The sequence below is a fragment of the Stenotrophomonas sp. 05L414_2 genome (genome assembly GCF_056397905.1).
This window is the reverse complement of record NZ_JBFTOJ010000187.1, coordinates 1-13,717: the sequence shown is the minus strand read 5'-3', so window position 1 is coordinate 13,717 and position 13,717 is coordinate 1. Positions and strand designations below refer to the sequence as shown.

Below are 13,717 nucleotides of genomic sequence, written 5' to 3'. Positions count from 1 at the left end.
GGCCTATGCCACGTACAACGAGATCATGGACCTGACCGAAGGCGTGATCCGTGACGTGGCACAGTCGGTGAACGGCACCACCGTGGTTGAGTGGGACGGCGCCAACATCGACCTGGGCCCGGCGTTCCGCCGCTGGCGCATGGACGAGGCGGTGCGCCACCACAACCCGGAAATCTCCGCGGCCGACTGCACCGACCGTGACGCGCTGCTGCACCATTGCGAGCGCCTGAAGATCCGTGTCAAGCCGTCCTACGGCTGGGGCAAGCTGCTGCTGGAGATCTTCGAAGCCACCGTCGAGCACACCCTGATCCAGCCGACCTTCATCACCGATCACCCGGTGGAGGTCTCGCCGCTGGCCCGCGCCAACGACAACGATCCGGGCTATACCGACCGCTTCGAACTGTTCGTCAACGGCAAGGAGCTGGCCAACGGCTTCTCCGAGCTGAACGACCCGGAAGACCAGGCCCAGCGCTTCCAGGCGCAGGTGGCGGCGAAGGAAGGCGGCGATGACGAGGCCATGCACTACGACGCCGACTACATCCGTGCGCTGGAGTACGGAATGGCGCCGACCGGCGGCCTTGGCATCGGCGTCGATCGCCTGGTGATGCTGCTGACCGGCAGCAGCTCGATCCGCGACGTGCTGCTGTTCCCGTACATGCGTCCGGAGCAGTAACCGGCGTTTTCGGCGTCCGTTTGTGCGCGTCGTCTCGGTTTGAGACGGCGCCATTGACGCATCCCGCACTCGGCGTATCGTTATTGCACAACCTTGACACCGGCTATGGCTTCATGGGGTCAGGGGAGGCCGCGATGTGGAGAATCCGCTTCACATTGTGACGACGATCATGAATCGGGGAGCTTGTGACGGGAGTCGAGCCGATGCAGGGTGCCAGCGTGCACAGCGGCGGGGTATCCTCGCCCGCTGACCTTTCAGCATGGTCGAGAAAGCAGGCAGAGAACGCCTTGAACATCGTCATCGTCGATGACCAGACTTCCGCACGGACGATGCTCCGTCACGTCATCGAGGACATCGCGCCGGAACTGAGCGTGCATGACTTCGGCGATCCGTTGACGGCGTTGGCATGGTGCGAATCGTACCCGGTCGACCTGCTGCTTCTCGATTACCGCATGCCGGAGATGGACGGGCTGGAGTTCGCCCGCCGCTTCCGCCGGCTGCCGAAACATCGCGATATTCCGGTGATCCTGATCACCGTAGTGGGTGACGAGCCGATCCGCCAGGCAGCACTGGAAGCCGGCGTGATCGATTTCCTGGTCAAGCCGATCCGCCCGCGCGAACTGCGCGCACGCTGCTACAACCTGTTGCAGCTGCGCCAGCAGACCGAGAACGTGAAGCAGCGCGCGCTGTCGCTGGAGCAGCGGCTGCTGGCCAGCATGCACGAGGTGGAGGAGCGCGAGCGCGAGACGCTTTCGCGGCTGGCGCGTGCGATCGAGTTCCGTGATGCCGGCACCAGTGCCTACCTTGAGCGCATGGCGCGCGTGGCTGGCCTGATCGCCGAGCAGCTGGGCCTGCCGGAAGACGACGTCAAGCTGATCGAGATGGCCGCGCCGCTGCACGACATGGGCAAGATCGCCATTCCCGATGCGGTGCTGCTCAAGCAGGGCAAGCTCAATGATGAGGAGCTGGCGATCATGCGACGGCATCCGCGGATTGGCCATGAACTGCTCAGCGGCAGCCAGAACCGCTTCATCCAGGTCGGTGCATTGATCGCGCTGCGTCACCATGAGCGCTACGACGGCAGTGGTTATCCCGATGGCCTGGTCGGCGATGCGATTCCGCTGGAGGCACGCATCGTCGCTGTGGCCGACGTGTTCGATGCGCTGATCTCGCCGCGCCCCTACAAGGAAGCGTGGACGATGGAAGCCACCATGGCCTACCTGTATGCCCAGCGCGGGCGCCTGTTCGATCCGCGTTGCGTGGACGCGTTGCTGCGCGGCCGTGAGCAGCTGGAACAGATCTGCGCCGAGCACTCCACCGCCTCTGCACGGCCGGGACTGGGCGCGTGAAACGCCTGCTGTCGCGATTGCGGTTGCGCCTGTCCCAGCGGCAGGACAGCGAGCACGGGCAGCAGATCGTCCGCATCGTCCTGATCAGCCTGATCCTGGCTTACGTGCTGCTGCCTTCGGCGCGGCACGATCTGCCGCACACCCAGTATGTCGGTGTGCTGGCGATCGTGTTGACGGGGCTGAGTCTGTCGCTGCTGTTGTTCGGCTGGTTGCTGTGGCGGCCGCAGCGTTCCGATCCGCGCCGCGTACTGGGCATGCTGGCCGACTACGGCCTGATCGCTGCCGGCATGATCCAGATGGGCGAGCCGCTGTCGTGGGTCTACATCGTGGTGATGTGGGTGACGGTGGGCAACGGCATGCGCTTCGGCAACCACTACCTGTATGTGGCCGTGGCGATGGCGATGGTCAGCTTCGGCAGTACCGCGCTGTCGACCCCCTATTGGCAACAGAACGCACGCCTGGCCATCGGCCTGTGGCTTGGCCTGGCGGCGGTTCCCCTGTATTTTTCCACGCTGCTGCGGCAGTTGACCGAAGCGATGGCCGAGGCGCGGCGCGCCAGCGAAGCCAAGAGTCGATTCCTGGCCAACATGAGCCACGAGTTTCGTACCCCACTCAATGGATTGAATGGCATGACAGAAGTGTTGGCGACCACGCGCCTGGATGACGAGCAGCGTGAGTGCGTGAGTACCATCCAGGCGTCATCGCGCAGCCTGCTGGCGCTGGTCGAGGAAGTGCTGGACATCTCGGCGATCGAGGCCGGCAAGCTGCGCGTGGTCGCCGAGGATTTCGTTCTTTCCGAAGTGATGCAGGCGATCGGCCTGATCCTGTTGCCGCAGGCCAAGGCCAAGCGCCTGGACTACCGGGTGAAGGTGGCCGAGACCGTGCCGCCGACCCTGCGCGGCGATGTCGGGCATCTGCGGCAGATCCTGCTCAACTTGGCCGGCAACGCGGTCAAGTTCACCGATCACGGCCGGGTCGAGATCCGCGTCAGCGTTGTCCACGCCGACACCCAGGGTGGGGTGCGGCTGCGCTTCGACATTCTCGACACCGGCATCGGCGTTGCACCGGCGATGCGTCCGCGTCTGTTCGAGGCCTTCGAGCAGGCCGACGTCAGCATGGCCCGCCGCCATGAGGGTACCGGCCTGGGCACGACCATCGCCAAGGGGCTGGTGGAAGCCATGGACGGCGAGATCGGTTACCTGGACAACCCGCCGCAGGGCAGCCACTTCTGGGTGGAGCTGCCGTTCGCGCCGCCGCAGCCGGTGGTCCCGGGTGCGGTACCGACCCTTGCTGCTGGCGACGAAACCGGTGCCGGCGGCAACGTCATCGCCTTCGCCGATCCGTTCCTGCGCCATCGCGCGCGCGTGCGCAGCATGCAGATCCTGGTCGCCGACGACCACGAGGCCAACCGCATGGTGCTGCAGCGGCTGCTGCAGAAGGCCGGGCACAAGGTGCTGTGCGTCGATGGTGGCGAGGCGGTGCTCGACGCACTGGCTGAAAGCGAGTTCGATGCGGCCATCGTCGACCTGCACATGCCGGGCATGAGTGGCCTGGACATGCTGAAGGAGCTGCGGGTGATGCAGGCCGGCGGCGGCCCGCGCACGCCGGTGCTGGTGCTCAGCGCCGACGTCACTCCCGAAGCCATCCAGCGCTGTACCCAGGCCGGTGCACATGCGTTCCTGGCCAAGCCCGTGGTGGCCGTGCGACTGCTGGACACCCTGGCCGAGATTGCCAACAACGCTCAGCTCAAGGCCAGTGCGCCGCCGATCGTGCGCACCGTCACCAACCTCGATGGCGTGCTCGATACCGGCGTGCTTGACGAGCTGGCGTCGCTGGGAATGGGCGAGGGTTTCGAGCGCGAGTTCATCCGCCAGTGCCTGGACGATGCCGAATCGTGCCTGCGCAAGGCCGAAGGTGATGGTGAAGCGGCACGCTGGGGTGCTTTCCGCGAGCAGTCGCACGCGATCAAGGGCGTGGCCAGCAACCTGGGCCTGGTGCGCGCGTCCAACCGCGCCGGTGAGTTAATGCGGATGGCCGACTGGCAGCTCAAGGCCGAATGGCGGCAGCGTCTTGCGGTGCTGCAGGGGGCCATCAAGGAAGGCCGGCAGGCGCTGGATGCGCGCGCCGAACGCAAGGCACGCGGCGTGGCCGACGACGGCGAGCGGTAGAGCCAGGCCTGCCGGGCCTGCGCGGTGGGTTGTCGATGACTGCGCGCCGCATAAAAAAAGCCCGGTGGCCAGCCGGGCTTGAACCCTGCGGGGGAGGGGAACGTATCAGGCCACATCCAGATTGGCGCGTCGGGTCTGCGCCTTGATCAAACGGTCCATGGTGCGCAGCGAACGATCGCCCAGGGCCAGTGCCGAATCGACCCAGACCTTGGTGATTTCCAGCAGTTCGTCATAGCTGACCGCCTGTGCCAGGTTGCGCGCGGCRTTCATTGCCAGGTACGACTGCGGCAGGCGCTGCTGCTGGCGGATCATCTCTTCGACCGCGCCGCGGCCTTCACCTTTCCTGACCAGCACGTCGACCACGCCCATCGCGTGCATCTCCTCGGCGCTGTAGATACGGCCATCGAGGATGATCTTCTCGGCCAGCTGCGGCGCCACCCGGCGGCACAGGAACGAGTAGGCGCCCATTCCCGGGAACAGGCCGAACAGCACTTCGGGCAGGCCCATGCCGCACCCTTCCTCGGCCACGATGGTGTGGCAGGCCAGGGCCATTTCCAGGCCACCGCCCAGCGCATCGCCCTGGATCAGGGCGATCGAGCGGACGTCGCCGCCGAAGCCGGTGTGCAGGTGGTGAACGCCCTCCACGCAGCGTTGGGCGTAGGTCAGCAGCAGGTCGCGGTTGCCTTCGCGGATCAGGCGGGTGAACAGGTCCAGGTCGCCGCCCAGGTTGTAGGCGGCGGCGTCGGAGGCCAGCACGAAATGGCGCAGCTGGCCGCTGTGGCGCTGCGCCGGCCCGCGGGTGATGGCGCTCATGTAGCTCCACATCTCGTCCAGCATGTCCTTGCGGCAGCAGGGACGCACGCCGGTGGAGGCATCGGCGTGCATGAACAGCCAGTGTGCGGCGCCGTCGGCGCTGTCCTGGGTGCGGATGGTGGCATAGGGCGAGCCGCTGCTGGGCAGCTTTTCGATGGTACTCATGGAAGGGTCCTCGGCGGTGCGGCCCGCAGATCAAGGTGGTGGCCGGCGGGCCGAACGGTCCACTCACGCGGCGATGCTACACCGGCCCCGGGCCCGCGCATGCGAAAAGGCCCGGGTCGTTGCCGACCCGGGCCTGAGCGCGTTCAACTTTCCCGAAACCCTTACGGGGCGGGCGTGTCGCGGAGTTCGCGACGCAGGATCTTGCCGACGTTGGTCTTCGGCAGCTCTTTTCGGAATTCAACGATTCTGGGGTGYTTGTAGCCGGTCAGGTTGGCCCGGGCGTGCTCCTTGACCATCTCGGCGGTCAGGTTCGGGTCCTTCTTGACGATGACCACCTTGACCACCTCGCCGGACTTCTCGTCCGGTACGCCGACCGCGGCCACTTCCAGCACGCCCGGCATCATCGCGATCACGTCCTCGACTTCATTGGGGTACACGTTGAAGCCGSWCACCAGRATCATGTCCTTCTTGCGGTCGACGATGTAGAAGAAGCCGTGCTCGTCCATCTTCGCCATGTCGCCGGTGTGCAGCCAGYCGTCGGCGTCGATGGCCTTGGCGGTTTCCTCCGGGCGCTGCCAGTAGCCCTTCATCACCTGCGGGCCGCGGATGCACAGTTCGCCCACTTCGCCCAGCGCCAGGATGTTGCCGTTGTCGTCCTTGATGCAGGCATCGGTGGACGGAATCGGCAGGCCGATCGAGCCGTTGTACTCGGCCAGGGTAAGCGGGTTGATGCAGGCCGCCGGCGAGGTCTCGGTCAGGCCGTAGGCCTCGACCAGGGTGACGCCGGTGGTCTTCTTCCAGCGCTCGGCGACCGCACGCTGCACGGCCATGCCGCCGCCCAGGGTCACCTTCAGCGAGGAGAAATCGACGGTGTCGAAGCCGGGGGTGTTGAGCAGGCCGTTGAACAGCGTGTTGACGCCGGTGATCGCAGTGAAGCGCACCGACTTGAGCTCCTTGACGAAGCCCTTCATGTCACGCGGGTTGGTGATCAGGTGGTTGCAGCCACCGAACTTCATGAAGACCAGGCCGTTCGCCGTCAGCGCGAAGATGTGGTACAGCGGCAGGGCGGTGATGATCCATTCCTTGCCCATCTCGATGCCCGATGCGCTGATCCAGGCCGAGGCCTGCTGCATGTTGGCGATCAGGTTGCGGTTGGTCAGCATCGCGCCCTTGGCGACACCGGTGGTGCCGCCGGTGTACTGCAGGAACGCCACGTCGTCATGGTCGATCTCGACCTTCGGCAGGGTGTGGCGGCTGCCCAGCTTGAGCGCCTGCTTGAAGCGGATCGCGCCCTTCAGGYGGTAGTTGGGCACCATCTTCTTGATGTACTTGAGCACGAAGTTGACGATCGTGCCCTTGGCGCCGAGCAGGTCGCCCAGGCCGGTGGTGATGACCTGCTTGACCTGGGTATCGGCGATGACCTGTTCGACGGTGTCGCCGAAGTTGTCCACCACCACCAGCGCGGTCACGCCGGCATCGACCAGCTGATGCTTCAGCTCGCGCGCGGTGTACAGCGGGTTGACGTTGACCACGGTCAGGCCGGCACGCAGCACGCCGAAGGTGGCGATCGGGTATTGCAGGCAGTTGGGCATCATCAGGGCGACGCGGTCGCCCTTCTTGAGCTTCAGCTCGCCCAGCAGGTAAGCGGCGAACTGTTCGACCAGGGCGTCGGTCTCACCGTAGGTGAGGGTCTTGCCGAAACTGGAGTAGGCCGGTCGGTCGCGGTACTTCGCGACGGAGGCGTCGAAGACCGAAACTACCGAATGGAACTCGTTGACGTCGATTTCGGCGGGAACGCCTTTCGGATAGCTCTGCAGCCAGGGACGATCCAGACTCATATTCCCCCTCCAGGAATCGTAATGATGGGTGCGGCGCGGACAGTATCCGCCAGAACCGCTCTCCGCAGCATACCGTCCCGTAGGGAAAACGCGAAGAGGGTGGACACTGCGCGGCCGTATGCGCCAAAAGCCGCCGGGCATGGCCCGGCGCATGGCAATGCTCGCGTCGTTGTGCGGGGCCATGCCCGTCGACTGAAGGCAAAGCCCGCCTGGTAGCGCCGGGCCATGCCCGGCGGATGATTCCGATGGCCGGAGACTCAGCTCTTGTTGCGCACCGGCGCGCCGTTGGCCTTGTAGTACGAAGCCGTGCTGCGCGGCAGCGGCGCGCGGCCACGGATCACATCGGCCAGCTTCTCGGCGATCATGATGGTCGGTGCGTTGAGGTTGCCGGTGACCACCTGCGGCATGATCGAGGCATCGACGATGCGCAGGGCTTCCAGGCCGTGCACGCGACCCTGGCCGTCAACCACCGCCATCGGATCATCGGCGTGGCCCATCTTGTTCGAGCACGACGGGTGGTAGGCGGTCTCGGCATGCTCGCGCACGAACGCATCGATCTGCGCGTCGGTCTGCAGCGCGCTGCCTGGCGAAATCTCGCGGCCGCTGTACGGAGCCAGCGCCGGCTGCGCGAAGATCTCGCGGGTGATCCGGATTGCCGAGCGGAACTCGCGCCAGTCCTGGTCGTGCGACATGTAGTTGAACAGGATGCTGGGATCTTCGCGCGGATCCTTCGAGCGCACGTGGATGCGGCCGCGGCTGGGCGAGCGCATCGAGCCGACATGCATCTGGAAGCTGTGCGCCTTGATCGGGTTGGAACCGTTGTAGTTGATCGCCACCGGCAGGAAGTGATACTGCAGGTTGGGCCAGTCGAATTCGGCATCGCTGCGGATGAAGCCGCCAGCTTCGAACTGGTTGCTGGCACCGATGCCGGTGCCCAGGAACAGCCATTCGGCGCCGATCGCCGGCTGGTTGTACAGCTTCAGTGCCGGGGCCAGCGAGACCGGCTTCTTGCACTCGTACTGCAGGTACATCTCAAGATGGTCCTGCAGGTTGGCGCCGACGCCGGGCAGGTGGTGCACCAGGTCGATGTCCAGGCTGCGCAGCAGGTCGGCCGGGCCGACGCCGGAGCGCTGCAGGATCTGCGGCGAGGCGATGGCACCACCACACAGCAGCACTTCGCGGCGCGCGGTGGCGCGCTGCGGCTGGTCGTTGTGCAGCCACTGCACGCCCACTGCGCGCTTGCCCGAGAACAGGATGCGGTCGGTCAGCGCGTGGGTGACGATGGTCAGGTTCGGGCGCGGCTTGGCCAGATCCAGGTAGCCACGCGCGGTGCTGGAGCGGCGTCCCTTCGGCGTGACGGTGCGGTCCATCGGGCCGAAGCCTTCCTGCTGGTAGCCGTTGAGGTCGTCGGTGCGCGGATAACCGGCCTGCACGCCGGCCTCGACCATCGCCGCGAACAGTTCGTTGTTGCCGGCCTTGGGCGTGGTGACGCGCAGCGGGCCGTCGCCGCCGTGGTAGTCGTTCGGGCCGATGTCACGGGTTTCGGCCTTGCGGAAGTACGGCAGGCAATCCAGGTAGGTCCAGTCTTCCAGGCCCGGCATGCCGGCCCAGTTGTCGTAGTCCATCGCGTTGCCGCGGATGTAGCACATGCCGTTGATCAGCGACGAACCGCCCAGGCCCTTGCCACGACCGCAATCCATCCGGCGGTTGTTCATGAAGGGCTCGGGATCGGTCTTGTACGCCCAGTTGTAGCGGCGGCCCTGCAGCGGGAAGGCCAGTGCGGCGGGCATCTGGGTACGGAAATCGAGCCGGTAGTCCGGGCCACCGGCTTCCAGCAGAAGCACGCTGACATCGGCATCTTCGGTGAGGCGGGTGGCCAGCACGTTGCCGGCCGAACCGGCGCCGATGATGATGTAGTCGTACTCGTTATGGGTGCTCATGGTTGCTCTCCTGCAGGCCGGGCGCGCTGCATGCAGGCGTCCCGGCGGAATGTCGGATCGGCGCGGTGGCCGGACGATGGGCGGTGCTCAGGACGCGCCGGTCAGAACACGCTGGCGTAGTCGCCCAGTTCGACCTGCACCGACTTGATGCGGGTGTAGTGGCCGAGGGTGGAGATACCGTTCTCRCGGCCAACGCCGGACTGCTTGTAGCCGCCGACCGGCATTTCCGCCGGCGACTCGCCCCAGGTGTTGATCCAGCAGATGCCGGCTTCCAGGCGATGGATGATGCGATGTGCGCGGCTGATGTCCTTGCTGACCACACCTGCGGCCAGGCCGAAGGTGGTGTCGTTGGCGCGACGGATCACTTCGTCCTCATCGTCGTAGGCGAGGATGCTCATCACCGGCCCGAAGATCTCTTCGCGGACAATCGTCATGTCGTCGCGGCAGTCGGAGAACACGGTCGGCAGCACATAGGCGCCCTCGGCCAGGGCACCGTCTGTAGCACGACCGCCGCCGGTCAGCAGGCGCGCGCCTTCGCTCTTGCCGCTTTCGATGAAGCGCAGCACGTTTTCCATGTGCGGGAAGCTGGTCAGCGGGCCGAAGTTGGTCTCTTCAGCCATCGGGTCGCCGATGCGGATGCGCTTGACGCGCTCCACCACGGCAGCTTCGAACGCGGCCAGCATGCTGCGCGGCACGAACACGCGGGTACCGTTGGTGCAGACCTGGCCGGAGCTGAAGAAGTTGGCCATCACCGCGATGTCGGCGGCACGGTCCAGATCAGCGTCGTCACAGATCACCAGCGGCGACTTGCCGCCCAGTTCCATCGTCACTTCCTTCAGCGACGACGACGCAGCGCTGGCCATGACCTTCTTGCCGGTGGCCACGCCGCCGGTGAAGGAGATCTTCTCGATCACCGGGTGCTCGGTCAGCCAGTTGCCGATCTCGCGGCCCGGGCCCTGCACGACGTTGAACACGCCGTCCGGCACGCCGGCTTCGGTGTAGATCTCGGCCAGCTTGATCGCGGTCAGCGGGGTCACTTCGGACGGCTTGAAGACCATTGCATTGCCGGCGGCCAGGGCCGGGGCCGACTTCCACAKGGCGATCTGGATCGGGTAGTTCCASGCGCCGATRCCGGCSACSAYGCCCAGSGGCTCGCGRCGGGTATAGAAGAAGCTCGATTCGCGCAGCGGCAGCTGGATGCCTTCGATGGCGGTGGCCAGGCCAGCGTAGTACTCCAGCACGTCGGCACCGGTGACGATGTCCACCGTGGTGGTTTCGGCCAGCGCCTTGCCGGTATCCAGGGTTTCCAGGTGGGCCAGCTCGTCGTTGCGCTCGCGCAGGATCTCGACGGCACGGCGCAGGATGCGCGARCGCTCCATGGCGGTCATCGCKGCCCACACCTTCTGGCCTTCGCTGGCGCTTTCAACGGCGCGTTCGACATCGGCCTGGCTGGCGATCTGCACGTCGGCCAGCACCTGGCCATTGGCAGGGTTGACGGTCTGGAAGGTCTTGCCGCTGGTGGCGTCGACGCGGCGGCCGTGGATGTACAGCTGTTGCACGGGCAGGGTGGTCATCGGCTTGCTCCTGGAAGGGATGGGGCGGGGTCGTGGCGCGCTCAGGGCGCGTTGGCCTGCAATTGGAAATCGATGTAGCCGTAGGCGATGCGGCGCGCCTTGTCGGCGTTGAAGTCACCACCGACCAGGCTGCCGCGCAGCCACAGGCCGTCGATCATCGCGGCCAGCCCGCGTGCGGACAGGCGTGCCTGTGCATGCGGCAACTGGCGGTTGAACTGATGGCAGAGGTTGGAGAACAGTCGCTGGTCGTTGGCGCGCTGCAGCCGCGCAAGTTCCGGCTGATGCATGCTGGCGGCCCAGAAGGTCAGCCATACGCGCATGGCGGTCCCGTTGGTCTGGCTGTCGTCGAAGTTGCCATCGACGATGGCGCGAAGCTGTGAACGTGCGTCGCCGGCGGCGGCGTCGCGATAGCGGGCAACGGCTGCCTTCAGCTCGCGCAGGATCTGCCGCATCGCCGCATTGAGCAGGCCGTCCTTGTCGCCGAAGTAGTGGGCGACGATGCCGCTGGACAGGCCGGCCTTCCTTGCGATGGTGGCGACAGTGGCATCGGCCATGCCGATCTCGTCGATGGTCTGGAAAGTGGCCCGGATCAGCTGCTCGCGGCGGACCGGTTCCACGCCTTTCTTCGGCATTGTCTCTCCACGGATTGCGACCCGGAATGCCGGGCTGGTGAAGATCATACTTTTTATTGATTGAACGTTCAATCAATAAACCCTACGATGCCGGTCGCGCCCCCACGCCATGGGCCCGGTTTCCGGTCCGGCCCCGCCCATGTGCCCCCTTGGACTGATGAGACGACCCCATGTCTTCCCTGGCTCATCCCAAGCGCTCGCCCCTGCGCTTGAACCGTTTCGTGTTCTTCAGTTCGTCGGTCTCCATCGGCATCCTCGGTGCGTTGACCGTCTTTTTCCCGGAGGCCAGCGAGCACTGGCTGCAATGGGCACAGGCCGAGGTCTCGGCGGCGTTCGGCTGGTGGTACATGCTGCTGATCGTGGCCTGCCTGGGCTTCGTGCTGTGGCTGGCGTTCTCGCCGTATGGGCGCATCCGCCTGGGCCATAACGAGGAATCGCCGGCGTTCGGCTACGTGGCCTGGGTGTCGATGCTGTTCTCGGCCGGCATYGGCATCGCGCTGCTGTACTACGGCGCCTACGAGCCGCTCGATCATTTCCTCAACCCGCCCGGGCAGCCCGGCGGCACCGTCGCCGCGGGCCGCGAAGCGATGGTGCTGACCTTCCTGCACTGGGGCCTGCATGGCTGGGCGCTGTACGCTCTGGTCGGCGTGGCGCTGGGCTACTTCGCCTACCGCCGCAACCTGCCGCTGGCCCTGCGTTSGGCGCTGTACCCGATCTTCGGCGAGCGCATCCATGGCCGCATCGGCGACATGGTCGATGGTTTCGGTATCCTCGCGACGCTGATCTCGATGGTCACCAACCTCGGCATCGGTGCGCTGGTGGTGCAGTCCGGCCTGGTCTACCTGTTCCACATCCCGGATACGCCGCAGGTGCTGGTGGCCATCGTGCTGGTGATGATGGTCGTAGCCACCATCGGCGTGGTCGCCGGCGTGGAGAAGGGCATCGCCTGGTTGTCCAACCTCAACGTGCGCCTGCTGTGCCTGCTGCTGCTGTTCGTGCTGGTGACCGGCCCGACCCTGCACCTGTTCGATGGCCTGGTACAGAACACCGGCGACTACCTGGGCGCGTTCGTGCGCAAGAGCTTCGACATGTACCTCAACGACCCGAAGGGGCGTGAGTGGATGGGCTCGTGGACGTTGTTCTACTGGGCGTGGTGGATTGCCTGGGCGCCGTTCGTGGGCCTGTTCGTGGCGCGCATCTCGCGCGGCCGCACCATCCGCGAAGTGATCATGGGCGTGCTGCTGATCCCGTTGGGTTTCACGCTGGCCTGGCTGTCGATCTTCGGCAACACCGCCATCGACCTGGTGCTGAACCATGGCCAGGCGGTGCTGGGCCAGGTGGCTCAGCACGATGCGGCGATGACCCTGTTCAAGCTGCTGGAATACTTGCCCGCGGCGCCGTACATCGCTGGTGCGGCAGTGGTCATTGGTTTCGTGTTGTTCCTGACCCCGGTCGATTCGGGCACGCTGATGATCGCCAACCTGTGTACCCGGCGTGTCGATGATGGCGTGGAGGATGGGCATGACGCGCCGATCTGGCTGCGCGTGTTCTGGGCGGCGGGTATTACCGTGGCCAGTGTCGGCCTGTTGCTGGCCGGCAACTTCAGCGCGATGCAGACGGCGGTGGTGCTGTGCGGCCTGCCGTTCTCGTTCATCCTGGCGTTCTACATGTGGGGCCTGCTCAAGGCGCTGCGTACCGACCCGGACGCGCCGCGGCGGTAGGTGGCGCCGGGCCGCCACGCCCGGCGAGCAGCAAAGAAAAGGGCCGGATCTTTGAGGATCCGGCCCTTTTGTCTTGTCGCAGCCAGGCATGGCCTGGCTCTACCTACGCAGTACGTTCGATCAACGTGCAGCCAGCTGGCGCAGCACGTACTGCAGCAGGCCACCGTGGCGGAAGTACTCCACTTCCTTCGGGGTCAGCAGCATCACCGAGACTTCGAAGGTCTTCTTCGTGCCATCGGCCTTGGTCGCGGTGACCGTGGCGCGCTTGCTGGMGCCATCCTGCAGGCCGGTGACATCGATCACTTCCGAGCCATCCAGACCCAGCGACTGTGCGTTTTCGCCGTTGCGGAACTGCAGCGGCAGCACGCCCATGCCGACCAGGTTGGAGCGGTGGATGCGTTCGAAGCTTTCGGCGATGACCGCCTTCACCCCCAGCAGCWGGGTGCCCTTGGCTGCCCAGTCGCGCGACGAGCCGGTGCCGTATTCCTTGCCGGCCAGTACCACCAGCGGCACCTTGTCGGCCTTGTACTTCATGGCCGCATCGTAGATCGCCAGCTTCTCCGGCTGGCCACCGCCGGCCGGGTAGTACAGGGTGTTGCCGCCTTCTTCGCCACCGAACATCAGGTTCTTGATGCGGATGTTGGCGAAGGTGCCGCGGACCATCACGTCATCGTTGCCGCGGCGGCTGCCGTAGCTGTTGAAGTCGGCCGGCTGCACGCCGCGCTCCTGCAGGAAGCGGCCCGCCGGCGAATCCTTCTTGATGTTGCCGGCCGGGGAGATGTGGTCGGTGGTGATCGAATCGCCGAACAGGCCCATCACCCGCGCGCCGTGCACATCATCGATG

General features: G+C 65.8%; 9 protein-coding genes and 1 pseudogene. 4 read left to right on the top strand and 6 right to left on the bottom strand.

What is annotated here, in order from left to right:
• The 3 genes from AC1DJN_RS19135 to AC1DJN_RS19125 form a co-directional block, all read left to right on the top strand.
• On the top strand, positions 1–673 hold a 673-nt coding region (locus tag AC1DJN_RS19135; protein WP_478039811.1), incomplete at its 5' end, for an amino acid--tRNA ligase-related protein.
• A gap of 203 nt (positions 674–876) precedes the next feature.
• Positions 877–2,022, top strand: coding sequence for a cyclic di-GMP phosphodiesterase response regulator RpfG (rpfG, locus tag AC1DJN_RS19130; RefSeq protein ID WP_025878945.1), 1,146 nt, complete (start codon positions 877–879; stop codon positions 2,020–2,022).
• Entirely contained in the window at positions 2,019–4,190 is a 2,172-nt protein-coding gene (locus AC1DJN_RS19125) for a response regulator (protein WP_032975476.1), read from the top strand. The genes rpfG and AC1DJN_RS19125 overlap by 4 nt, the downstream gene beginning before the upstream one ends.
• A 105-nt stretch (positions 4,191–4,295) precedes the next feature.
• Here the strand turns inward: AC1DJN_RS19125 and AC1DJN_RS19120 are convergent, their stop codons facing one another.
• The 5 genes from AC1DJN_RS19120 to betI all read right to left on the bottom strand — a co-directional run bounded on the left by AC1DJN_RS19120 (position 4,296) and on the right by betI (position 11,152).
• Positions 4,296–5,168: a crotonase/enoyl-CoA hydratase family protein gene (locus AC1DJN_RS19120; RefSeq protein ID WP_025878947.1), complete on the bottom strand. Its 873-nt coding sequence runs from the start codon at positions 5,166–5,168 to the stop codon at positions 4,296–4,298.
• A 161-nt stretch (positions 5,169–5,329) separates the two neighbouring features.
• Entirely contained in the window at positions 5,330–7,006 is a 1,677-nt protein-coding gene (locus tag AC1DJN_RS19115) for a long-chain fatty acid--CoA ligase (protein ID WP_478039809.1), read from the bottom strand.
• A gap of 257 nt (positions 7,007–7,263) precedes the next feature.
• A complete protein-coding gene (gene betA, locus AC1DJN_RS19110; protein ID WP_025878949.1) occupies positions 7,264–8,946 on the bottom strand; it encodes a choline dehydrogenase in 1,683 nt (560 codons plus the stop codon).
• A 101-nt stretch (positions 8,947–9,047) separates the two neighbouring features.
• Complete coding sequence (betB, locus tag AC1DJN_RS19105) at positions 9,048–10,520, bottom strand: betaine-aldehyde dehydrogenase (RefSeq protein WP_478039807.1); 1,473 nt, start codon at positions 10,518–10,520, stop codon at positions 9,048–9,050.
• Positions 10,521–10,561: 41 nt separating this feature from the next.
• The gene (gene betI, locus AC1DJN_RS19100) at positions 10,562–11,152 is read right to left on the bottom strand and encodes a transcriptional regulator BetI (RefSeq protein ID WP_025878951.1); all 591 of its coding nucleotides are present in this window, start codon (positions 11,150–11,152) and stop codon (positions 10,562–10,564) included.
• Between the two features lie 170 nt (positions 11,153–11,322).
• On the opposite strand from betI, the gene AC1DJN_RS19095 reads away from it, so the two are divergent.
• On the top strand, positions 11,323–12,873 hold the full coding sequence (locus tag AC1DJN_RS19095) for a BCCT family transporter (protein ID WP_478039805.1): 1,551 nt from the start codon (positions 11,323–11,325) through the stop codon (positions 12,871–12,873).
• A 120-nt stretch (positions 12,874–12,993) separates the two neighbouring features.
• Here the strand turns inward: AC1DJN_RS19095 and acnA are convergent.
• Positions 12,994–13,717 (bottom strand): annotated as a pseudogene (gene acnA, locus AC1DJN_RS19090) (aconitate hydratase); the annotation flags it as partial.